The organism is Streptomyces sp. LN549 (assembly GCF_043203805.1).
Taxonomy (GTDB): Bacteria; Actinomycetota; Actinomycetes; order Streptomycetales; family Streptomycetaceae; genus Streptomyces.
Map to the genome: position 1 here is coordinate 104,231 of NZ_JAZHRI010000002.1, position 24,722 is coordinate 128,952.

The 24,722-nt window shown below is 71.9% G+C and carries 5 protein-coding genes; 1 reads left to right on the plus strand and 4 read right to left on the minus strand.

The annotated features are described in order from the left end of the window. Positions 1-61 precede the first annotated feature (61 nt). The gene (locus SH922_RS00575) at positions 62-310 is read left to right on the plus strand and encodes a nickel-binding protein (protein WP_393053215.1); all 249 of its coding nucleotides are present in this window, start codon (positions 62-64) and stop codon (positions 308-310) included. Here SH922_RS00575 and SH922_RS00580 read toward each other — a convergent pair. The 4 genes from SH922_RS00580 to SH922_RS00595 form a co-directional block, all read right to left on the minus strand. Beyond that, positions 307-1,572, minus strand: a complete 1,266-nt coding sequence (locus SH922_RS00580; protein WP_393053217.1) for a HEAT repeat domain-containing protein — start codon at positions 1,570-1,572, stop codon at positions 307-309. The two genes, SH922_RS00575 and SH922_RS00580, sit on opposite strands and share 4 nt — an antisense overlap. A gap of 329 nt (positions 1,573-1,901) precedes the next feature. Then, positions 1,902-2,291, minus strand: coding sequence for a hypothetical protein (locus SH922_RS00585; protein WP_393053220.1), 390 nt, complete (start codon positions 2,289-2,291; stop codon positions 1,902-1,904). A 276-nt stretch (positions 2,292-2,567) separates the two neighbouring features. After that, on the minus strand, positions 2,568-10,142 hold the full coding sequence (locus SH922_RS00590) for an amino acid adenylation domain-containing protein (protein WP_393053223.1): 7,575 nt from the start codon (positions 10,140-10,142) through the stop codon (positions 2,568-2,570). Next, positions 10,139-24,673, minus strand: coding sequence for an amino acid adenylation domain-containing protein (locus SH922_RS00595; protein ID WP_393053226.1), 14,535 nt, complete (start codon positions 24,671-24,673; stop codon positions 10,139-10,141). The genes SH922_RS00590 and SH922_RS00595 overlap by 4 nt, the downstream gene beginning before the upstream one ends. Positions 24,674-24,722 lie beyond the last annotated feature (49 nt).

The window sequence follows — 24,722 nt, forward strand, 5'->3', positions numbered from 1 at the left end:
TGACCCGTACCTTGCCACCTCTGAGCCTCCCACCCCGTATACCGAGAGGGAGTGCGACACCATGCCTCAGTTCATGTACGTCCGCCACGGGATGAAGAACATCACGGCCGGCCAACTGATGCAGGTCCATCAGGCCGACATCGCGATCGAGAAGGCATGGGCGGATCCGGCATCCGGCACCGTGTACTGCCTCTCCGAGGCGCCTTCGGCCGAAGCGGTCCAGCGCCTACATGGATGTGCGGGCCACCGGGCGGACGAGGTCCACCCTTGCCCCTGGCCATCTGACGACACAGCTCTTTCACAGCACTAGATGCGCAGCGCTCCGGTGAACGGTCCGTGACCCACGCCCTCCTCCGTGACCGCCAGCCAGCCGTGGCCGCGCGTGGGTGTGTGCTCGCCGACCCCGGTCGGGTCGAGGGAAAGCTTGCGAGCGGCACGGTCGACGCTGGACGCCTGGGTGGCATTCGGTTCGTGGTCGTCATCGGGGTCGAAGTCCGGGTCCGCACCGAGGGGGTCCTCCCAGTCCAGCGGCTCGCCGAGCCATTCCGGCTCTCCGTAGCGCCAGTACCTGCGGCGCACCACGCCGTCGACGGCGAGGGCCCAGACCATCGAGTCGCTGTGGTCGTCCTGGAAGAAGAACTGCGCCTGACCGCATGCGGCGCTTACCCTGCCGAGCAGGCCGTCGACGTCCCAGTGCATCTCCCACAGCGGTGTGTCGGCGTAGACCAGCCGCCAGCCGTCCAGTTCCGGTGTGACGAACACCCGGTACACCGGCCGCTTCGTGCCGTCGGGGCCTGCCACCAGGGCTACGTCGTCCTCCATCGCGGCCAAGCCCATCGAGATCGTGCAGGGCCTTCTGTCGTGCAGCCCCATGGCAGCGAAGAGGCCCTCGTATGTCTCGCCGGGGACGGCCAGCCAGCGGTGCTCGGGGAGGCTTTCCGGGATGTCCTGGGCTGTTTTGATCCGGACGAGCCGCTCCAGGGCGCGTCGGTCCCGCTCATCGATCTCGGCCTCGCCGCCGATGAGGGCCAGCGCGTTCAGTGCGTGTCTCCGCAGGTGGGCGGGGCCTTCACGGCGGATGCCCCGCAGCACCGGGCCCGCCTGTCCGCCGATGGCCCGGATTGTCTTTTCGGCCTGGTAGCGCGTGTAGCGGTCGGCGTCGTCGAGGAACGGGATGACATCCACAACGGCAGAGGCGGCTGACTCGCCGAGATTCTGCAGACCCCACAGCGCCTGCTGCCGTATCTCCTTCATGGGGTGCGACAGCGCGGCCACATACTGCGGAAAGCACCGCTCGTCGAAGCCGCGCAGCACATGCCCGAGTTCCCACCAATCGGGCACCTTCTCGGCCCTGGCGCGTGCCGCCACCGCTGCGTCGAAGGCAGCGGGACCGATGAGGCGCAGGGCATCCCGGAGGCCCCACATCGCCTGGCGGCTCACCGTGCCCAGCGCGGCAACCAGGCCGGGGGCGGCGGCAGCACCGGGCTCGGCCAGGCGACGAACAACTCGCGCGGTCAACTCCTGGTCGCGACCCGCCCGTTCCAACTCTGCTATCAGTTCACCTTGATCCATCCAGCTGACGATAGGCGAATCGACTGACCGCCCCTTCGTGATCAGCCTCTCCTCGCCGGAGCGCACCTGGGTGACAGCCGGCCGGATCCGGACGTGGTTCGTGATCCGGTTCGCGTTGAGGCCCCCTCGATTCGTGGCAAGTACGTGCGACGGGTTCCCGCACGACGGTCGATCTCGGGCAGCCGGAGGGCGGGGGCGCCGGGCAGGGGGCTGGTGTGCTCACTGCGGCAGGTTGGCCCTGTCCGCCAGGCGGAAGATGTCTGCGCACGTGGGGGACGGCACCGGCTCACGAGCGGCGAGGATGGTCAGCGTATGGCGCACTTCCGTGCTCAGCCGATGGACTGGAGACTGGTCCGGCCTCCCTTGTAGGCGTTTAGGCGGAAGACTTTGACAGCGATTTCGTCGTGGCCGTCGGCGAAAGCGTCCGGGAGCCCGGCAAGTAGTTCGAAGTCGCGCTTGCCGGTCGCCGCGTCGGCCGCGGCGCTGAGGGGCAGAGTCCCGAATTCTGCTGCGGACAAGGAAGCGTCGACCGCGACAGCGTGGGCGGCCAAGGCCGCGAAGACCTCAATGAGCCGTTGCCCCACCGCCGTGTCGATGCCCCAGGACTGCAGCCGCTCTTGGCGGCGATCGTGACGCCACGGCTCCTGGTCCAGTAGTGGCAGCAGGACGCGACCCAGGTACACGCAGCAACGCCACAGCATGTCGTGGTCCGAGGTCATGTCCGATCCTCTCTGCAGCAGTTGGAGGGCCCACCGCCCAGGCGCTGCGGGCCCTCCAACTTCCCGCTGCATGCAGGGCACGTACAGCACGAGGCTGTTTTCGCCGTGCCGCTGCCCGCGGAGCCGCCCGAGCTCACGAGGGTCCTGTATGCCGACATCCGGAAGGCATGGTCGGGTCACCGGAGTGGTGCTCGCAGGTTGCCGCTGCGGTCGGTGACTGCCCCCGCAGCCGGCACCGCCGCGGAACCGGGAACCGAGGAGGCGGGATACCGCAGGCTAGGACGTGGCCGGTACCCCCGGAGTAGGCAGGAAGCCTGATCCGTGGAAGTACGTCAGATAACGGATCAGGATCTCGTCGGTCAACGGTGGCTGACGGACGCCCACGGCCGCTGCGGCCGCGGCTGTCCGCTGGGAGTCGAAGAGGCGCCGGTCCGTCGCCTCGTGCCGGGTCTGTCCCTCATCGCCGAGGAACAGCTGCGCCGCGTTGTCGGGTTGCGACGCCACACGGGCCCGCCACTGCGCCGCGGGAACGGTTCGCAGGTCATGCCCGAGGAGGGCGGCCGCTTCGAAGACCTGGTCCAGGCCCGGCGCATTCGGGTTGGTGAGGTGGTACGTCTCCGCACCGGTCCGGCCGGATAGGGAGAGGGCCACGACCGCGGCACTGACGTAGTCCACGGGGACCCAGTCGGTCGACCCGTACGGCAGGTCCGGGACCGCGCTCGCTTGGAGGCAGCCCTTGACGAGCTGCCAGAGGAGGTCGCGGTCCTGGCAAGCGCCGGTGGCGGTGTCGCCGCTGATGCGGCCGGGCCGGTGGATGGTGACCGGCAGCCCGCGTTCATGGGCCAGGCCGATGAGTTGCTCGGCGACCCACTTGCTTTGTGCGTACCCGTCCGGCAGGGCGGGAGAGGGGCCCGTCGGGGTCGACTCCGTGATCGTGACGGGGCGGGGGCCGGAGGCCGGGGCGTACACGCCGGTGGTCGAGATGTAGTGCATCCCGGGTGAGGCCGAGTCGGCGAGCAGGCGCAGCAGCTCCTCGGTGCCGGCGACGTTGGGGGCGCGCAGATCACCGTATGCGGCGGCGAAGTTCACGCGTGCACCGTTGTGGAGGACGGGGCCGAGGCGGCGGACCAGGGCGGTGCGGTCCGCGGGTGAGAGCCCGAGGCCCGGGGCGGCGAGGTCGCCCGGGACGGGGCGGATCAGGTCCGCGTACCGGGGGCGCCACAGGCCGTAACGCTCCAGGTTGGCCCGCAGCCGGTGTGCCGCGCGATGGTCGTCCTCGGCCCGTACGAGGCAGTCGACGGGGCCGCCGGTCGTCTCGATGAGGTCGCGCAGGAGGAAGGCGCCGAGGAAGCCGGAGGCGCCGGTCAGAAGAGGGCGGGCGGAGGGGCGCAAGGGCCTGCGTGCGGGGGCCGTGGTTTCACGCCCCGTCCTGGAGATGTCCGATGCCAGCCGGACTTCGGCAGCGAGGTCCGGGGTAGCCGCTTCCTGCCGGGGCTCCTCCCCCGCCTCGCTTCCCAGCAACCGGGCAACGCCTTCGACGGTGGGCGCAGCGAACAGGGCCCTCAGGGAGGGGCGCCGGCCGCACCGTTCCCCGATCCGCCGGGCCAGAGTCACGGCCAGCAGCGAGTGACCGCCCAGGGTGAAGAAGTCGTCCGTGACACCTACCTCGGGCACACCGAGCGTCTCCGCGAACACCTCGCACAGGGCGCGTTCGCGCGCGGTGCCGGGCTTACGGCCTCCTGCCGGTGCTGCGTGGTGGGGCGCAGGCAGAGCGCGGCGGTCCGTCTTGCCGTTGGGGGTGACGGGCAGAGCCGCGAGACTGACGTGGGCGGCGGGGATCATGTGGTCGGGCAGGGTAGCGGCCAGGTGCGCGCGCACCTCGCCCTCGTCCGGTCCCCGCGCACCGTCCGCGGGCACGGTGTACACGACCAGGCGCCGGTCGCCGGGGCGGTCCTCCCGGACGGCGGCGCAGGCCGCGGCCACACCGGGCATGGTATTGAGCGCCGCTTCGATCTCACCGGGTTCGATGCGGAACCCGCGGAGTTTGACCTGGTCGTCGACTCGGGAGACGTAGACGATTTCCCCGTCCGTCGTCCAGCGCACCAGGTCGCCGGTGCGGTACATGCGGCCCCCCGCGCGGTCGAACGGGTCGGCCAGGAAACGGGACGCGGTCAGAGCGGGACGGTCGTGGTACCCGCGGGCGACTCCGTCACCGGACACGTACAGCTCACCGACCACGCCGGGCGGCACGGGTTCGAGCCGGTGGTCCAGGACATGGACCCGAGTGCCGTTGACGGGGGCGCCGATGGGGACCGTGCGGTCGGGGGCGAGCGGACCGTCCGCGTGCTGGAACGTGCTCATGGTGGCGCAGACGGTGGTCTCCGTCGGGCCGTACGCATTGACGAGGAAACGGTCCCGCGCCCAGGCGTGCACCAGGGCCGGTGCACACGCCTCGCCGGCCAGGACCATCGTGGTGCCGGCGGGCAGCGATCCGGGCGGCATCACCGCGAGTGCGGCAGGCGGCAGGGTGAGGTGGGTGATGCCCCGCTCGCGGACCAGAGCGGCGAGGGTGGGGCCGGGCAGCAGAGCTTCGCGTTCGTCGATCTCCAGGCAGGCCCCGGAGAGCAGGCCCATGCACAGCTCCCAGAACGCCGCGTCGAAGCTGACGGACGCCATGTGCAGCACGCGGCTGCCCGGGGTGACGCGCAGCCGGTCACTCTGGGTCCTGGCCATGGCACCGACGCCCCGATGGGTGACCACGACGCCCTTCGGGCGGCCGGTGGAACCCGACGTGTAGATGACGTACGCCGGGTTCGCCGGGTCCGGGGACGGAGCGGGAGCGGTGCGGGCAGCGGAGTGCGCGCCCGTCGTGGAGCTGTTCCCGAGCTCGTTGGCGTAGAGGTGCGGCACAGGGGATGCGGGGAGGCGGCGGTGGATGGCGGGGGTGGTGAGCAGCAGACGCGGCCGGGCGTCATCGAGCATGTAGGACAGGCGCTGGGCCGGGTAGTCGGGGTCGAGGGGCACGTATGCCGCACCCGTCCTGAGGACGGCGAGCAGGGCAACAACGAGGTGGTGCGTGCGGGGCAGCGCGACGGCCACCCGGTCTTCGGGGCCGATGCCCTGTGCGGCGAGGTGGTCGGCGAGGGTGCTTGCGAGGGCGTCGAGTTCGTCGTAGGTGAGGGTGGTGTCCGCGTCGCGGACCGCCGGGGCCCCGGGGGTGCGCCGTACCCACTGCTCGAAGAGCTCGGGAAGCGTCGACCCGGGCAGCTCCTCGACAGGCCCGGTCCCCCAGTCGGCGAGGCGGGTGCGCTCGGCGGGTGTGAGCACGTCGTACGTGTGCAGCGGGCGATCCGGGTCTGCGCCGACGGTGCCGAGAAGCAGAACCAGCCGGTCGGCGAGGGCGTGGACCGTTGTCGCGTCGAAGAGTTCCGTGGCGTAGTCGACGGCGGCCCGCATGCCGCTGAGGGCGCCGTTGTCGTCGTACGTCTCGGTGAAGGTGAACGACAGGTCGAACTTGCTCACCCCGGCGTCGACCGCCACGCCGCTGACCGCGAGGCCGGGCAGGTCGATGGCGGCGGCAGCGGTGTGGTTCTGAAGGATGAGCATGGTCTGGAAGAGCGGATGGTGGCTCTGCGAGCGTGCGGGGTTGAGCAGCTCCACCAGACGCTCGAACGGAACGTCCTGATGCGCGTACGCGGAGAGGTCGAACTCCCGCACGCGGGCCAGCAGTTCGCGGAACGTCGGGTCACCCGTCAGGTCCGTGCGCAGCACGAGCGTGTTCACGAAGAAGCCCACGAGGTCCGAAGCCGCCTCGTCGGTGCGCCCGGCGACGGCCGTGCCGAGCGGGATGTCGTCGCCGGCGCCGTGCCGGGACAGCACGGTCGACAGGGCGGCCTGGAGCACCATGAAGAGGCTGCATCCGCTGGTACGGGCGAGGTCCGCGAGCTGTCGCGAGGTGGTGCGGTCGACGGCGAAGTCGTAGGTGGCTCCCGTGTGCCGGGGCACGGCCGGCCGGGACCGGTCCCAAGGCAGCTCGATGATCTCCGGAAGACCGCGTAACGCGTCTTTCCAGTATGCGAGTTGACGTGAGACGACGCTTTCGGGGTCGTGCTCGTCGCCGAGCAGGCGGCGCTGCCAGAGAGTGTGGTCGGCGTAGTCGACGGGCGGCGCGGTCAACGCGGGGTCCTGTGCGCGGACCCGGGCTCGGTAGGCGGCGCGCAGGTCCTGTGCCAGGGGTGCCAGGGACGAGCCGTCGGCGGCTATGTGATGGATCACGAGCACCAGGACGTGGGCGTCGTCGGCCAGGCGAAGCAGGGTCGCCCTGAGCGGGAGGCGGTGCTCGATGTCGATCGGTTCGGCCATGGCGGCTCTGATCCGGTCGGCGGCCTTGTGCTCATCGACGGTTTCCAGCGCGAACGGAAGGCGGACGTCGTCCGGGGCGGTGATGTGCTGGTGCGGTCCGTGGTCGTGCTCGGGGAAGACGGTGCGCAGGGCTGCGTGCCGGCGGACGACGTCGCCCAGGGCCCGGTGCAGGGCGTCCGTGTCGAGCGGTCCGTCGATGCGTACGGCGAAGGGGATGTTGTACGTGGCGGAGGGGCCTTCGAGCCGGTGGAGGAACCACAGGCGCTGCTGGGCGTACGACAGCGGGATCGTGGCAGGGCGCTCCTGGGGGACGAGTGCGGGGCGGGCAGGGCGGTTCTCGTTCTCCAGGGCGGTGGCGAGTGCGGCGACGGTGGGGTTCTCGAAGAGGGTGCGGATCTCGGTCTCGGTGTCCAGGACGGTGCGGACGCGGCCCACGAGCCGGGTGGCAAGGAGGGAATGGCCGCCCAGGGCGAAGAAGCTGTCGTCGACGCCGACGCGTGGCACGCCGAGCACGTCGGCGAAGAGTCCGGCGAGGATCTCCTCAAGTGCGCTGCGCGGCGTCCGGCCCGTTGTGCCGGACGGGGTGGCGGGTGCGGGCAGGGCGGCCCGGTCGAGCTTGCCGTTGGGGGTCAGCGGCAGCGCGTCGACGGGCTGAATGACGGCCGGCACCATGTAGGCGGGCAGGTGGAGTGCGACGTACGCGGCGAGCGGCCCGGGTTCCGGGGTCTGTCCCGGGGCGGGGACGACGTAGGCGGTGAGGGTCCTGTCGCCGGGCAGGTCCTCGCGGACCAGTACGCAGGCGTCACCCACGGACGGGTCGGCGCGGAGCACCGTCTCGATCTCGGCGGGTTCGATGCGGTGGCCGCGCAGTTTGATCTGCTGGTCCGCCCGGGCCAGGTAGTGCAGGGTGCCGTCGATGCCCCAGCGCACCAGGTCGCCGGTGCGGTACATGCGTGCCCCGGTGCCGGCGAACGGGTCGGCGACGAACCGGGTGGCGGTGAGGCCGGGCCGGCCCAGGTATCCGCGGGCGACACCGGCGCCCGCGACGTACAACTCCCCTTCGGCGCCCGGCGGCACGGGCCTCATCGCCGCGTCCAGGACGTAGGCGCGCATGCCGTCGAGCGGTCGGCCGATCGGAGCCGCGCCGCCGGGGACGTCGTCGGGGCGCACGCGGTGGGCAGTGGCGAAGGTGGTGGTCTCGGTGGGTCCGTAGACGTGGAGGACGACCGCGTCCGGGTGGGCGGTGGCGAGGCGCTGCAGGACGCCGGGCGCGGCGGCCTCGCCTCCGGTGGCGACCAGACGCAGCAGGCCGAGGGCATCCGTGTCGGTTTCGGCCATTACGTTGAACAGGGCTGTCGTCAGGAACGCCGCTGTCACGCCGTGCCGGGCGACGAGGTCCCGGAGCACGGTGGGCTGGAGCGTGCCCTCGGGCGCCACGACGACGCGGCCGCCGTTGAGGAGGGGGGCCCAGATCTCGAAGGTGGAGGCATCGAAGACGTACGCCGAGTGCAGCAGGACGGCGTCGGCCGTGCCTTCGGCCCAGTTCCGGTCGGCCGCGAGGGCTGTCACGTCGGCGTGGGTGACGCCCACGCCCTTGGGCAGTCCGGTGGAACCGGAGGTGAACATCATGTACGCGAGCCGGGTGCCGCCCGTGACAGTCGGGAGGGCTCCGGGGGTGTCCGGGCCTCCGTGCCGTACGCGGCCTGCGGCGTCGACGGTCAGCACGGTTATGTCCGGGTCCAGTTGACGTGCCCAGGGGTGTGTACGGGCGCTCTCGTCGACGATCAGGACCCGCAGGGCTGCCACCTCGGCCACACGGTTGAGCCGTTCGGTGGGCCAGCGCGGGTCGAGTGGCACGTAGGTGGCACCTGCGCGCAGGACGCCCAGGGAGGAGGTGACCGTGGCGGTCGAGCGGGCCACGAGGATGCCGACGCCGTCCTCGAATTTGGTCCCGCGCCCGGTCAGGGCGCCGGCCAGATCGTCCGAGAGGTCACAGAGCTGCCGGTAGGTCAACTGCTCGCCCGCGCCGGACACGGCCACCGCGTCCGGGTGCCGGGCCGCGCGCTCGGCCACGGCGTCCGGGATGCTCAGCTCCCCCGCTTCGCGGCGCAGTCCGGCGCCGATTCCCTGGGAGAGCAGTGTCTCGCGCTCGCCGTCCAGGAGGAGGGGAACGGCGTCGGCGCGGCAGTCGAGCCCTTGGGCCATCACCGTCAGCAGGCGTCGCATGCGGGCGACTGTGCGGGCCACCTCTTCGCGGTCCAGGACGGCAGCCCGGTATCCGAAGGTGATCCTCAGGGCGTCACCCGGCGCGATGGTGAGAGTGAGGGGGTAGTGGGCCGCGTCCGTGCCGCTGAATCCGGTGACGACCAGCCCGGGCAGTCCCTGTTGCGCGGTGCGCAGGGCCTCGTCGTCCATAGGGTAGTTCTCGAACACGGTCAGGGTGTCGAAGAGTTCGTCCAGGCCGGTGACACCCTGCATCTCGGTCAGTCCCAGGTGCTGGCTGCCGAGGAGGCGGCCCTGTTCCTCCTGAAGCCGGGCCAGGAGTGCGGCCAGGGTTTCGCCGGGCGTGGTGCGCAGCCGTACCGGCACGGTGTTGATGAACAGGCCGACCATCGACTCGATGCCGGGAATCTCCGGCGGCCGACCGGACACAGTGGCGCCGAACACGACGTCGGGCCGTCCGGTGAGGTGCCCGAGCACAAGACCCCAGGCACCCTGGACCAGAGTGTTGAGAGTGAGCCGGTGGGCGCGGGCAGTCTCGCGGAGCCGGTTCGTCGTGGCCGCGTCCAGGTCGAGGACAAGCGTTTCGGGCAGTTCTGCGGAGTCGGGCGCACCCGCGCCGCGGGGCCCCGCAAGCAGGGTCGGAACCTCGATTCCGGCCAGGGCTGTGGACCAGGCCTCCAGAGCGGCGGTGCGGTCCTGCTGCGCCAGCCAGTGGAGGTAGGTGCGATAAGGGGTGACGCGCGGCAGGGCGCTGTCGTCGCCCTCCGAGGCGTACAGCTGGAACAGTTCCCGCACGATGAGGGGCATCGACCAGCCGTCGAAGAGGATGTGATGGCTCGTCATGACGAGGCGGTGGCTCTGTGGCGCGGTGCGCAGCAGTGTGAACCGCATCAGCGGCGGAGTGGTCAGGTCGAAGCGGCGGGTGCGGTCGGCGGCGAGGAAGGCGGTGAGGCGTTCCTCCGTCGTGCCGGTGCCTCCCGCAGCGGTCAGGTCCCGTTCCTCCAGCGGCACGGGAACCTCGGCGGCGACAGCCTGTACCGCCTCGTCCAGGTCCTCGTGGAGGAATCCGACCCGTAGGTTGGCGTGCCGGCGCAGCAGGGTGCCGATGGCGGCGCGCAACGCGGGAACGCCGACGGGGCCTTCGAGGTCGAAGACGAACTGCGCGGTGTAGACGTCGACGGCGTGCGAGTCGTACAGGGCGTGGAAGTGCATGCCGGCCTGGAGCGGCGTCAGCGGAAGTACGTCTTCGAGTCGGAACCCGGTCACTTGCGGCCACCCCATTTGTTCTGCAGTCGGTCGATCTGTGCCTGGTCGAGCGAGACCAGGGGAAGGTCGGACGGCGTGTAGCCGCCCGCGTCGGGTCGTTGTGCGTGTTCCGCGATGGCGCGCAGCGCGCGGACGAACGCCTCGGAGAGAGCGCCCACGTCCTCCTCCTTGAGAAGGTCGCTGGGCCAGGTCCAGCGGGTCACCAGGCGCGGGCCGTCGGGCAGGTCCTCGGTGTGTGCGTTGATGTCGATGACGTGGTGCACGGGCATGTCCGGGTCCTGGCTTCGTGGCCCGCCGCCGTCGAGCAGGACGTCCCAGTCGGCGCCTTCGGTGTTATCCGCGGGTTCCGGCGAAGCGGCGTACCGTCCGAGGTAGTTGAAGCCGATCTGGGGTTCGGCCGCGATGGCCAGACGGGAGCGCGTCGCCGTGTTGAGGTGGCGCAGCATTCCGTAGCCGACGCCGTGGTCGGGCACGGTCCGCAGTTGTTCCTTGACGCGCTTGACGGCGCGTTCGACGAGTGCGCCGTCGAAGCGTCCGGGGTCGCGGGCGTCGACGGGTCCGGGATCGAGCCGGACCGGGTAGAGACTGGTGAACCAGCCGACCGTACGGGACAGGTCGAGGTGGTCGGCGATCTGCTCGCGGCCGTGCCCCTCCAGGTCGAGGAGGACGGTGGTGCCTTCCGGCCGGGGTCCGCCGAGGCGGGTGGCCCGGTCCGCCCGCCAGGAGCAGACGGCCAGGGCAAGGCCGGTGAGCAGGACGTCGTCCACTCCGGCATGGAACGCGCCGGGGACGGTGGTGAGCAGGGACTTCGCCCAGGTGGCGGGCAGGTGTGTGACCAGGGTGCGGGTCCCGTCAGCGGTGTCCAGGTGGGGGTCGAGCGGCCGGTATCCCAGCTGCGGGTCCGGCGTGCTGAGCACGCTCTGCCACAGCGGGAGTTCGGCTTCCCGGCCGGCCCCGCGCGCCTGGGAAGCGAGAAGGTGCGCCCAGGCCCTGTAGGGCGTGGTGACGGCGGGCAGCGCCGTGGCCGGAACGGGGTGCTCGCCCCTGTCCGCGGCTTCCGTGACCGTCTGCCATGCGCGGGCCAGGTCGGTGGCGAGGATGCGCCAGGAGACCGCGTCGACGGCCAGGTGGTGCACGACGAGCAGCAGACGCCCGCGGGCGTGCGGCCCGGCATCGCCCCAGACGGCCTCGATCACGTCCCCGTGCGCGGGCCGCAGACGGCTGCGCGCCTGTTCGCCCGCCTCGGTGACGGCGGCGCGGGCGGCTTCCATGTCGAGGCCGGCTGTGTCGACCCGGGTGAAGTGGCGGCGGGCCTGCACGGCGCCGGGTGGCAGGGCTTCGAGGACGGGTTCGCCTCCGGCCGGACGGCTGACTCGCAGACGGAGCATGTCGTGGTGGTCGATGAGCAGTTGGAGGGCGGCGACGAGCGTGTCCTCTTCGGCGCCCGCGGGCGTCCGCAGCACCCCGGACTGGTTGTAGCCGTCCGTGTTGCCGGGCCGCTCCAGGAGCCAGGCGGCGATGGGCGTCGGCGGCATTTCTCCGGTGCCCATTTCGGCCGGTGCGGCGGCGTCCTGACCGAGTGCGGTGGCGACGGCCGCGATGGCCTCGGGGGTGCGGTGGACGAACACGTCGCGAGGGGTGATCCCGAGCCCGGCCTCGCGGACGCGGCTGACGAGTTGGATGGAGAGGATGCTGTCGCCGCCGAGCGCGAAGAAGTCGTCGTCCGTGCGGACGGACGGGCTACGCAGGACGGAGGTGAACACGTCGCACAGGACGCGTTCCTGCGCGGTGCGCGGCTGCCCGCCCGGCCTGGTGGCGGCAGGGCGCTCCGGGACGGGCAGAGCTTGGCGGTCGGTCTTGCCGTTGGGCAGGAGCGGCAGCGCGTCGAGGGTGACGAAGACGGCCGGCACCATGTAGGGCGGCAGGGCCGATGCCAGTCGGGTGCGCAGTTCACCGGCGTCCGGACTCGCGGCGCCGCCGCGCCTGTCGGGAACGGTGTAGGCAACCAGGCGCCGCTCGCCCGGCCGGTCCTCGCGGACGAGGGCGCAGGCGGCGGTGATGCCGTCGAGCGCTGTGAGCGCGGCTTCGATCTCGCCGAGTTCGATACGGAAGCCGTGCAGCTTGACCTGGTCGTCTGCGCGGGAGACGTAGGTGAGCAGGCCGTCGGCGCCCCGTCGGACGAGGTCGCCCGTGCGATACATGCGGCTCCCGGCGGGGCCGTACGGATCGGCGACGAATCGCACGGCGGTCAGGCCGGGGCGCCCCAGGTAGCCACGCGCGAGTCCGTCGCCCGCGATGTGAAGCTCACCGGTGACACCCGGCGGCACCGGCCGGAGCCCCGTGTCCAGGACATAGGCCCGGGTGTTGTCGACAGGGCGGCCGAGCGGCACGCCCCCCTCCACCGCGACGGTGTCCGCCTCCCCGCCGCTGTCAAGGTGGGCGGTGGCGTCGATCGTCGTCTCGGTGGGGCCGTACAGGTTGTGCACCTCGACCCGCCAGGCCTGCCCCACGCGCGCCGCCAGGGACCGGGGCAGGGGTTCACCGCCGCACAGGACGGCCCGCAGGGTCGTCGGCGCCTCGTCGGGACCGGTCTCGGTGAGGACGAGCGAGAGGTGCGAGGGCACGAACTGCACCAGGGTCGCGCCCGCTTCGCTCATGCGGGCCAGCAGTCCGGCCGGGTCGTGGTTGAGCGCCGGCGGCACGGGGCAGGTGGAGCCGCCGTGCAGCAGCGGCAGCCAGGTCTCCCAGACCGAGGCATCGAAGCTCGGCGAGGTACGTGCCAGGACCCGGTCCTCGTCGGTGAGGCCGAGGTGGCCGGCCATCCACGCCATGTGGTTGACCAGGGACGCGTGGGTGACGACGACACCCTTGGGGCGGCCGGTGGAACCCGAGGTGTAGATGACGTACGCGGCGTCGAGCGGGTCCGGCGCGGCGGCCGGCGGTGCCGCGCGCCCGGTGGACCATGCGGCCCGGTCGTCGAGTGCGAGGCAGGGCACGGACGGGACGTACCGGGCGGCGCGGGCGGTGCCGTGGGTGAGGAGCAGCGCCGGGCGGGCGTCGTCGAGCATGTAGGTGATCCGGGCCTCGGGGTATTCGAGGTCGACCGGCAGGTAGGCGGCCCCCGCCTTGACCACCCCCAGCATCGCGACGACCTGGTCGGCGGTGCCTTCCAGGGCAAGGGCGACGAGGTCACCGCGACCGATGCCCCGGTCGTGCAGGTGGTTCGCCAAGTCGTCGGATAGTGCGTCCAGTTCACCGAAGGTGAGCCGGTGCGAGCCATCCCGTACAGCGATCGCCTCGGGGGTTCTGGCGGACTGTGCGCGGAACGCCGCGGACGCCGTGCGCGCCGCCAGGGGCCGGACCGGGCCGTGCGAGGCCCGCTCCAGGCTCTCCTGCTCCGCCGTGTCCAGAACGCCGACCGAGTGGACACGCAGACCGGGGTCGGCTGCGAGCAGGGCAAGCAGACGGGTGAGGCGCGCGGCCAGGGCGTGGGCGGTGGTGTGGGCGAACAGTTCGGTGGAGAACTCCAGGACTCCGCCGAGGCCGGCGGGTCGGCCTGCGCCGTCGTGTGTCTCGGTGAAGGTGAAGGTCAGGTCGAACTTGCTGATTCCGGTGTGCACGGGCTGCTGCGTCACCGTGAGACCGCGGAGGCCGACGGCGGTGTCCGCCTGGTTCTGGAGGACAAGCATGGTCTGGAACAGCGGGTGGTGGTTCTGCGCCCGTGCCGGGCTGAGGGCATCCACGAGCCGCTCGAACGGCACGTCCTGGTGGGCGTAGGCAGCCAGTGCGAACTCTCGTGCCCGGTCGATCACTTCGGCGAAGGTGGGGTCTCCGGTCAGGTCGGTGCGCAGGACGAGGGTGTTGACGAAGAAGCCGACCAGGTCGTCGAGGGCTTCGTCGGTGCGTCCGGCGACGGCCGTGCCGAGCGGGATGTCCTCACCGGCGCCGTGCCGGGACAGGAACACCGACAGGGCCGCCTGGAGCACCATGAAGAGGCTGCATCCGCGGGCTCGGGCGAGATCCGCGAGTGCCCGGTGAGTATCCGCGTCGACGGGGAAGGCGAACGCGTCGCCGCGGTACGTGGTGACGGCAGGGCGCGGCCGGTCGTACGGCAGAGCGAGCAGGTCGGGGGCGTCGGCGAGTGCGGTGCGCCAGAAGTCCAGCTGGCGGGCGGCCTGGCTGGTGGGGTCGTCCTCGGCTCCGAGCAGGGCGCGCTGCCACAGGGTGTAGTCGGCGTACTGGACGCCGAGTTCCGTCCAGGACGGCTCCTCGCCCTCGGCGCGTGCCCGGTAGGCGTCGCCGAGGTCGCGGGCGAGCGGGGCGAGGGACCAGCCGTCGCCCGCGATGTGGTGGACGAGCAGCACGAGAACATGGGTCTCGGCGCCGAGCCGCAGCAGCCGGGCCCGTACGGGCAGTTCGGCACTCACGTCGAAGGTGTGCGCCACCTCGGCGGTCAGGACTTCGTCGAGGCAGTCGGGGTCGGTGTCCCGGGGCGTCAGGTCGAGGTCGGCGCCACTGGCGTCGAGGACCAGTTGGCGCGCCACGCCGTCGGTCTCGGGGAACACGGTACGCAGGCTCTCGTGGCGTTCGACGACGTCCGCGAGGGCGTTCTGCAGGGCGTCCGCGTCGAGCGGGCCGTCCAGGCGGAGCACCATCGGCACGTTGTACGTGGCGGAGGGACCTTCGAGCCGGTTGAGGAACCACAGGCGCTGCTGGGCGAAGGACAGCGGCAGCGGCTCCGGTCGCCGCCGGGCCCGCTCCAGCGGGGCCCTGGCTTCTTCGGCGCCGTTCAGAGCGGAGGCGAGGGCGGCGGGAGTGGGGTGCTCGAAGACTGACCTGACCTGGATCTCCACGGCGAGCGCGGTACGGATGCGTGCGGCGAGCCGGGTAGCGAGCAGGGAATGGCCGCCCAGGTCGAAGAAGTCGTCGTCCGCGCCCGCCGCGTCGAGGCCGAGCACGTCAGCGAAGAGTGCACAGAGGATCTCCTCGCGCGCGGTGCGGGCGGCGCGCCCGCGGACCGGAGCATCGTGCGCGGGCACCGGCAGGGCCCGCTGGTCCACCTTGCCGTTGAGGGTCAGCGGAAGCGCCTCGATCAGGACGAACGCGGAGGGCACCATGTATGCGGGCAGGGACCGGCCCACGGCCCGGGCGAGATCGGCGGAGTCGGGACGTGCCCCGGTGGCGGGCACCACGTACGCCACGAGCCGTCGGTCACCGGGCGCATCTTCGCGGACGACGGCGAACGAGTCGGCGACGCCGTCGCAGCAGGCCAGCACGCCCTCGATCTCGCCGAGTTCGATACGGTAACCGCGCAGTTTCACCTGGTTGTCCGCGCGGGCGACGTAGGCGATCTGCCCGTCATCGGTCCACCTGACGAGGTCTCCGGTGCGGTACATGCGCCCGCCCCTCGCGTCGAACGGGTCGGCAACGAAGCGTGCGGCTGTCAGGCCCGGAAGCCCGGTGTATCCGCGCGCCACGCCGCGGCCGGCGAGGTACAGCTCGCCCACCACGCCAGGTGGGACCGGGCCCAGGGAGCCGTCGAGGACGTAACTGCGCATGCCGTCCAGGGACCGTCCGATGGGCGGCGGGCCCGACGGCAGGCCGGCCGCCACGTCGTAGCGGGTGGCGAAGGTGGTCGTCTCGGTGGGTCCGTACACGTGGAGGACGCGCACGCCCGGCGCTGTGCCGGCCACTCGTTGCATCGCGTCCGGGGAGGCCAGTTCGCCACCGGCGCAGACGAGCCGGAGACCGGCGAAGGCGCCCGGATCGGTCTCGGCGATCACGTTGAACAGGGCCGTCGTCAGGAAGACGGCGGTCACTCCGTGCTCATGGACGGCATCGCCGAGGACGGCGGCCTCCAGGACGCCCTCCGGTGCGATCACGACCCTGCCGCCACGCAGCAGCGGGGCCCAGATCTCGAACGTGGAGGCGTCGAAGACGTACGCCGAGTGCATGAGTACCGCGTCGGCGGCGCCGCCCTGCCAGGCCGAGTCGGCCGTCAGGGCCACCACGTCGGCGTGCGTGACCCCGACACCCTTGGGCAGACCGGTCGAGCCGGAGGTGAACATCACGTAGGCGAGGGTTCCGGGGCCCGGCACGGCAGCGGGGCGGCCCGGCTGCTCCGGCGCGCCCCGGAGGATCCGGCCGAGCCGGTCCACGACGACGACCGGTACCTGCTGGGCCATTGCGGCCACCCATGGGGAGGTGAAGGCGTCCTCGTCGACGATGAGGACGCGCACGGCCGCTACCCCGGCGACCTGTTCGAGCCGCTCCCCGGGCCAGCGCGCGTCCAACGGGACGTAGGCGCCGGCCGCACGGACCGCGCCGAGCGACACGGACACCACGGCCGGCGACCGGGTGAGCAGCACACCGATCCCTGACTCCGGGGCGATGCCGAGGCCCGCCAGGGCGCCGGCGAGATCGGCGGAGATCCGGTCGAGTTCGGCGTACGTGAGGGTCGTGCCGTCGCCGGCGACGGCCACTGCGTCCGGTGTGCGGTGCGCCTGTGCCGCGAAGAGGGCGGGCAGGGTGGCGGTGTCGGAGGCGGGCAGGCCGCGGCCGGTTCCCCATCGGGTGACACGAGCGTACTCGCTCTGCGTCATGAGGTCGTGGCTCGCGACGGGCAGTGCGGGCTCGGCGGCCGCCCGCTCCAGGAGCCGGATCAGGCGGTCCGCGAGTGCTGCGACGGTGGAGCGGTCGAAGAGTGCCGTGGCGTACTCGATTCCGGCGGTGAGGCCTGCCTCGCCCCGCTCCTCGTTGAAGGCGAAGGTGAGGTCGAACTTGCTCAGGCCGTTGTGGACGAGCCGGTCCACGACCGTGAGACCGGGCAGGTCGGGGCGGGCGGTCTCCTGGTTCTGGAGGACCAGCATGGTCTGGAACAGCGGATGGTGGTTGCGTGCCCGGACGGGGTTGACGCTCTCCACGAGGCGCTCGAAGGGAACCTCCTGGTGCGCATAAGCGGCGAGGTCGAACTCCCTGACGCGCTGGAGCAGTTCGAGGAAGGTCGGGTTGCCGGACAGGTCCGTGCGCAGGACGAGCGTGTTGACGAAGAAGCCGACCAGGTCCTCCAGCGCCTCGTCCGTGCGGCCGGCGACGGGCGAGCCGAGGGGGATGTCGTCGCCCGCGCCGTGGCGGTGCAGCAGGGCGGCCACCGCCGCCTGGAGCACCATGAACAGGCTGCTGCCGGACTCACGTGCCAGACGCAGGAGTTGAGCGTACAAAGGAGGCGGTACGTCGAAGGTGTGGACGGCTCCCCTCGGGTCGGTGGTGGCCGGGCGCGGCCGGTCCAGTGGCAGGTCGATCAGCCCGGGAAGGCCCGCGAGGGCGGTGTGCCAGTGGTCGAGCTGCCGACGCAGGACGCTCCGCGGTGCGATGCCGTCGCCCAGGGCGGCATGCTGCCAGAGGGTGTAGTCGGCGTACTGGAGCGGGGTGCCGGCCGCGGGTTCGGGCTCACGGCCCGTGAGACGGGCCGCGTAGGCCTCGCCGAGGTGACGGGCGAGCGGGGCGAGGGACCAGCCGTCGCCCGCGATGTGGTGCAGGACGAGCACCAGGACGTGATGGCCGGGGGCGGAGCGCAGCAGCAGGGCCCGCAGCGGCGGGTCCGTGACGACGTCGAACGGTTCACGCACGGCGGCCAGGACGGCCGCCTCCAGGTCTGCGGGCGCCGTGCTCACGACAGGCAGGTGGGGTGTCACCGCGTCGGCCGGAAGGACCAGTTGATGCGGTACGCCGTCGCGTTCGGGGAACAGGGTGCGCAGCGCCTCGTGCCGCTCCACGACGTCGCGCAGGGCGGCGCGCAGGGCGTCCGTGTCCAGGGCGCCGTCGAGTTCGAGGACGAGCGGGATGTTGTAGGCGGAGCTGGGGCCTTCGAGCCGGTTCAGGAACCACAGGCGTTGCTGGGCGAAGGAGAGCGGCAGCGGATCGGGCCGCTCTGCGGCGGGCACCACCGGCGGGTGGGCGCGGCCCTGCAGGTCGAGGACGCGGGCCAGGCCCGCGACGGTCGGGTGCTCGAAGAGGGTGCGGACGGCGATCTCGGCACCCAGGACGGCCCGGGCGCGGCTCACGACTCGCATGGCGAGGAGCGAGTGCCCGCCGAGGTCGAAGAAGCTGTCGTGCGGGTTCACGAGGGGCCGTTGCAGGACATCGGCGAAGATGCCGGCGAGCAGTCCCTCCTGGAGGGTGCGCAGCCCCGCTCCGTCGGCGGGGTCGGACCCCGCCGACGGCTCCGGCAGGGCTCGCCGGTCCACCTTCCCGTTGGGCAGGAGCGGAAGGTCGTCCAGGATGACGACGGCGCCGGGCACCGTGTAATGGGGCAGAGTCTCTGCGAGGGCATCGCGCAGGGCGACGGGCCGCAGGGCCGGGTCGCCGGTGACGGCATAGGCGACGAGAAGTCGCCCGCCGGCCATGTCCTCATGGACCACGGCGCAGGCGGCCGTGACGCCGGGGCACGCAAGAAGCGCGGCCTCGACCTCGCCCAGCTCGATCCGGAATCCGCGGAGTTTGACCTGGTCGTCGCTGCGTGCCACGAAGTCGAGCAGACCGTGGCGGTTCCACCGCACGAGGTCGCCCGTGCGGTACATCCGTGCGCCCGTGCCGTCGAACGGGTCGGCGACGAAGCGTGCGGCGGTCAGGCCCGGGCGGTCCAGGTAACCGCGGGCGAGGTTGGGACCCGACAGGTACAGCTCGCCGGTGACACCGGGTGGTACGGGTCGCAGCCGGCCATCCAGAACGTAGGCGCGCATGGTGTCGACGGGGCGGCCGATCGGCACGGTCTCGTACGGCGTGCCTTCCCCCTGCCCACTGGGCTCCCGGCCGGCCACGCGGTGGGCGGCCGCGTCGATGGTCGCCTCGGTCGGCCCGTAGAGGTTGTGCACCTCGGCCCGCCACAGCTCGGCGACGTCGTCGGCGAGGGTGCGCGGCAACGGCTCGCCGCCGCACAGCACAGCGCGCAGGCCGGGCAGCGGCGCGGCGTGTGCCGCCTCGGTGAGGACGAGGGTCAGGTGGGACGGCACGAACTGCGCGACGGTGACACCGAACCGGCTCATCCAGGAGACCAGGGTGCGGGGTTCCGTGTTCGCGCCGTCCGGCAGCACACAGACTTCGGCGCCGTTCATCAGCGGGAGCCACAACTCCCACACGGAGGCGTCAAAGCTGGAGGAGGTGCGTGAGAGGACCCGGTCGTCCGAAGTGATCGCCAGGTGCCGTGCCATCCAGGCCATGTGATTGGCCAGGGCTGCATGCGACACGACCACACCCTTGGGGCGGCCGGTGGAGCCCGAGGTGTAGATGACGTACGCGGGGTCCGCCGGACCGGGTGGGGCCGGGAGGGGCCCGGTGGGGCGCGTGGGCCGGGCCTCCTGGCCGTCGAGGGCAAGCCACGGAATGTCGCAGGTGGGCAGGCCCGCTTGAACGTCCCTGGTGGTGAGCAGCAGGACGGGGCGGGCATCGTCGAGCATGTGGCTGATGCGGGCGGGCGGATACTGCGGGTCGACGGGCAGGTAGGCGGCGCCGGCCCGCAGCACGGCCAGCAGGGCGACGACAGTGTCCACGGACGGCGGTGCGGCAATGGCCACCCTGTTCTCGCGGCCCGCGCCGCGCTCACGCAGGACGTGGGCGAGAGCGTCGGCGCGGGCGTCGAGTTCGGCATAGGTGAGGCGCGTGTGCGCGTCGCGCACAGCGACGGCATGCGGCGTACGCACGGCCTGCTCCCGGACCGCTTCTGGGGCGGTTCGGGTGGGCAGCGGCTGCTTCGCGCCGCACCCCTGGGCGAGGAGACGGTCCCGCTCCCCCGGGGCCAGCGGGTCCAGATCGCTGACGGCCAGGCCGGGTTCGGTCACGGCCAGGGTGAGGACGCGGGCGAACCGGGCGCACAAGGCGCGGGCGGTGGCGGCGTCGAAGAGGTCGGTGGCGTATTCCAGGTAACCGCCGATGCCTCCGGCGCCGTGCCGGGGGGCCGCGGCTGCGCGTCCTGCCGGGTCGGTGGATCCACCGGGCCCGGGAGCCTCGGCGGGTCTCCCGACCGGTCTCTCTGCGGCTTCGGTGATCTCGGTGACTTCGGTGACTTCGGTGACTTCGGTGAGCGAGAACGTCAGGTCGAACTTGCTGCCCCCGCGGTGCCGGGACCTGTCACGAACAGTGACGCCCGGCAGATCGAGGGCCGCCCGCTCCTGGTTCTGAAGGACCAGCATGGTCTGGAAGAGGGGGTGGTGGTCGCCGGACCGCTCAGGATTGAGTGCCTCCACTATCCGCTCGAAGGGTAGGTCGCCGTGGTTGAGGGCGGCGATGTCGAATTCCTTGACCCGGTCGAGCAGTTCGCGGAACGTCGGGTCCCCGGACAGGTCAGCACGCAGCACGACTGTGTTGACGAAGAACCCGACCAGATCGTCGAGTGCCTCTTCGGTGCGTCCGGCCACCGCGGTGCCCAGCGGGATGTCGGAGCCCGCGCCGTGCGCCTGCAGTGTCACGGCGAGAGCCGCCTGGAGCACCATGAAGGGGGTGCAGCCGGCAGCACGGGCGAGCCGGATGAGTGCGGCATGCGCGGGGGCGGGCAGCTCGAAAGGAACGGCGCCGCCCCGATGGCTGGGCACGACCGGACGGGGCCGGTCGAGAGGCAGGTCCAGCAGTTCGGGGGCGCCCTGCAGCGCGCCCTTCCAGAAGGAGAGCTGGGAGGCGGCCAGGCTGTCCGGGTCGCCGTCGTCACCGAGCAGCCGGCGCTGCCAGAGGGCGTAGTCGGCGTACTGCACGCGCAGCGGGGCCCAGTCGGGCGTGCCCGTGCGCTCGCTCCTGGCGCGGTAGGCGGTGCCCAGGTCACGGCTGAGCGGGGCGAGGGACCAGCCGTCGGCGACGACATGGTGGAGGACGAGGACCAAGAGGTGGCGGGCGGGGCCCAGGCGGAGCAGATGGGCGCGGACGGCGGTGTCGGCCGTGAGGTCGAAGGGCGTGGTGGTCAGGCGGCGCAGCGTTTCGTCAGCCCAGACGTCTGCGGTCTCCTCAGCCGGGGGGTGCTCGACGACGAGAGGGACGAGGGTTGCGGCAGCGTCCGCAGCAAGGACTTCCTGACGGGCGATGCCGTCGTGTTCGGCGAAGACGGTGCGCAGGCTCTCGTGGCGCACGACCACGTCCGCGAGGGCACCGCGCAGGGCGTCCGTGTCCAGAGGACCGTCGAGTTCGAGGACGAGCGGAATGTTGTAGGTGTCACCGGGGCCCTCCACCCGGTTGAGGAACCAGAGGCGCTGCTGCGCGAAGGACAGGGGTACTGCTTCGGGCCGTGGCTGCGGGGAGAGGGCGGGCCGGGCCGCCGCGGTGGAGTCCAAAGCCGCGGCCAGGGAGGTGACGGTGGGGTGGTCGAAGAGCGTGCCCAGGCCGAGTTCGGCGCCCAGGGCGGTCCGCACCCGGCCGGTGAGGCGGGTTGCGAGAAGCGAGTGGCCGCCCAGGGAGAAGAAGTTGTCGTCGGTTCCGACCTCGGTCACACCCAGGACATCGGCGAACAGGCCGGCCAGGACCTCCTCGTAGGCGGTACGCGGTGCGCGGCCCGTGGTGGCGACGGCGCGGGGGGCAGGCAGGGCGGCGCGATCGACCTTGCCGTTGGTGTTGAGGGGCAGCGCGTCAAGGGCTACGAACGCGGAGGGCACCATGTACGCGGGCAGGGCGCGCCCGACACGGCGGGCAAGGGCGGAATCGTCCGGCCGGGCGCCGGGGGCGGGCACGACGTAGGCCACGAGTCGGCGGTCGCCGGGTATGTCCTCGCGGACGACGACGCAGGCGCCGTGCACATCCGGATCGGTGAGCAGGACGTTCTCCGTCTCGGCCGGTTCGATGCGGAACCCGCGGAGTTTGATCTGACCGTCCGCGCGCCCGACGTACTCGATGTCGCCGCTCGCGGTCCAGCGCACGAGGTCGCCGGTGCGGTACATGCGGCCACCGCGTGTGTCGTAGGGATCGGCGACGAACCGGGTGGCAGTCGGCGCGGGACTCCTCTGGTAGCCGCGAGCGACGCCGTGACCGCTCACGTACAGCTCCCCCACGACGCCGGGCGGCACCATGCCGAGCGAGTTGTCCAGCACGTACAGACTCATCCCGTCGAGGGCCCGGCCGATGGGCGGCACGCCCGCGGTGCCGGCAGCAACGGGGTGGCGGGCGGTGAAGGTCGTGGTCTCCGTCGGGCCGTACACATGCAGGACGAGCGTCGCGGGCGCCGCGGCGGCCACCCGCTGCATCAGGTCCGGGGTCGCGGCCTCTCCCCCCGCGGCGACCATGCGCAGCCCGACGAACGCCGTCGGATCCGCCTCGGCCACCACGTTGAACAGCGCCGTCGTCAGGAAGAGCGCGGTGACACCGTGCCGGTGCACCATGTCGTGGAGCACCCGTGCCTCCACGACACCACTGGGTGCGACAACCACGCAGCCGCCGTTCAGCAGCGGCACCCAGATCTCGAACGTGGAGGCGTCGAAGACGTACGCGGAGTGCAGCAGCACCGCGTCGCACACGCCGTCCTTCCAGGTGTTGTCGGCCGCCAGCGCGAGCACATCGGCATGGGTGACGCCGACGCCCTTGGGCAGGCCGGTTGAGCCGGAGGTGAACATCACGTAGGCCAGTCGGTCGCCGCGGGTCAGGCGCGGCAGTGGGGCCGGTCCTGGCGGAGCGCCTCGTAAAATGCCGCCGAGAGCGTCGACGACGATCAGCGGCAGGTCGGCCGTCTCCTGCACCCAGGGGTGATCGGCGGTGGCCTCGTCGACCACCAGGGCACGGACGTGGGCGGCCTCGGCAACGCGGGCGAGCCGCTCGGCCGGCCAGGCAGGGTCCATCGGTACATACGCCGCTCCCGCGCCGACGGCGCCGAGCGTGGCGGACACCACGGCCGCCGAACGGCCCACGAGGACGCCGACGCCGTCTTCGGCACCGACGCCCCAGCCCACCAGGGCACTCGCCAGCCCCTCCGCCGACTGCGCCAGCTCCCGGTACGAGAGCGTGACGGTGCCGTCCACCATCGCCGGCGCGTCCGGCGTCCGGCGTGCCTGTGCGCCGAACGCCTCCGGCAGGCTCGCGGCCACGGCTTCCGCGGACAGCGCGGTGCCGCGCCCCTGCGCAAGCAGGGTCTCGGCGGCGGTCTCATCCACGAACGGCAGGTCGTGCAGGGGGGTGTCGGCATCGGCGTCGGCCAGAGCCGACAAGAAGGAGACGACAGCCTGCTGGTGCAGCCGCACGTCCTCGGGACGGTACAGCTCCGGGTTGGCGTCGAACCCGATCAGCGGCCCTTTGCCGACGGCCCGTTCGGAGACGAACAGGGACAGGTCGTCGACCGGCCCGATGGACAGCACGCGGGAGGCGCCGGGGCTGCCGGCGAAGTCGAGGTCGTAGTCGTAGCCCATGATGTTGACGACGACACCCGCGAGGCGGGCCGCGTCGTCGGCCATGTTCAGTTCACGGGCGAGTTGTTCACGGGAGAATCGGCGGTGCCGCAGGGCGCCGCGCATTTCGGCGGCGACGGCCCGGACGAGATCGCCGACTGTCATGTCGGCTGCCACGGTCAGGCGCAGAGGCAGGATGTTGGCGGTCATGCCGACGATGTGCCGCATTCCGCCGGGCCGGCCGTTGGAGGCGAGGCCCAGGGTGACTTCCTGCATTCCGGTGACCCGGCCGACGTATGCGGCGACCGCGCTGACGAGGACGGCGCTCCAGGTGGTGCGGTTGGCGGAGGCGAGTCGGCGCAGGCTGTCGAAGACGGTGACGGGCAGCGTCTCGCCGGTGTGCAGCCGGATGTCCGGCCCGTCGAGGACCGTCGGTGGCGGAGCATCGGTGCGTCGGCGGATGAGCACCCGGCCACCGTGCGGGTCCGCTTCGCCCCCGGCACCGGCCGGACCCACGGTGCGGTCGGTGACCAGGTCCGCGAACCGGTCGGTCCAGTAGACACGGTCGGCCTCGTACCGCTCCGAGCCGAGATAGGCCATCTCGTCGGCAACGAGATCGCGCAGGGGTGCGGTGGGCAGCTCGGCTTCGGCGAGCTTCTCGCCTCGCACGGCACGCCCGTAGAGGTCGGCCACGGTGCGGGCGAAGACGGAACCGCCGAGGCCATCGACGACTATGTGGTGGAAGCGCACGTACCAGTAGTGCAGTCGGGGACCGAGACGCAGCAACGCGAAGTGGTGGTGCGGGGCGTCGAGCCCGTGGGCGGCGGCCATGTCGTCGACCAGGTAGCGCTCGGCCTCCCCGACCGGATCCTCGGCGTCGGACAGGTCGACCACGCGGAGCCGGCTGATCCCGGCCGGGGAGCGACGGACTACACGCTGGCGGACTGCCTCGTCACTGACAACGAACTCCACGTTGAGGCTGTCGCACAAGGCCACAGCCCGGTCGAGCGCTGCGGCGAACAACAGCTCGTCGAGGCCTCCACGAATCTCGAAGCACTCCGCGATGTTGTACTTCGGACTGTCCGGATCGACCAGTTGTCCGTACCAGACGCCCTGTTGAGCCGCAGTAATCCCAAAGGACTCTTCGGGATCCGTGTGCGAGGGGATAGAGCTGTTTTCACGCATGCCGAGTCACACCTTTGGGGAGAGTTTTTCGGGGGGACGAAGAAGGCAG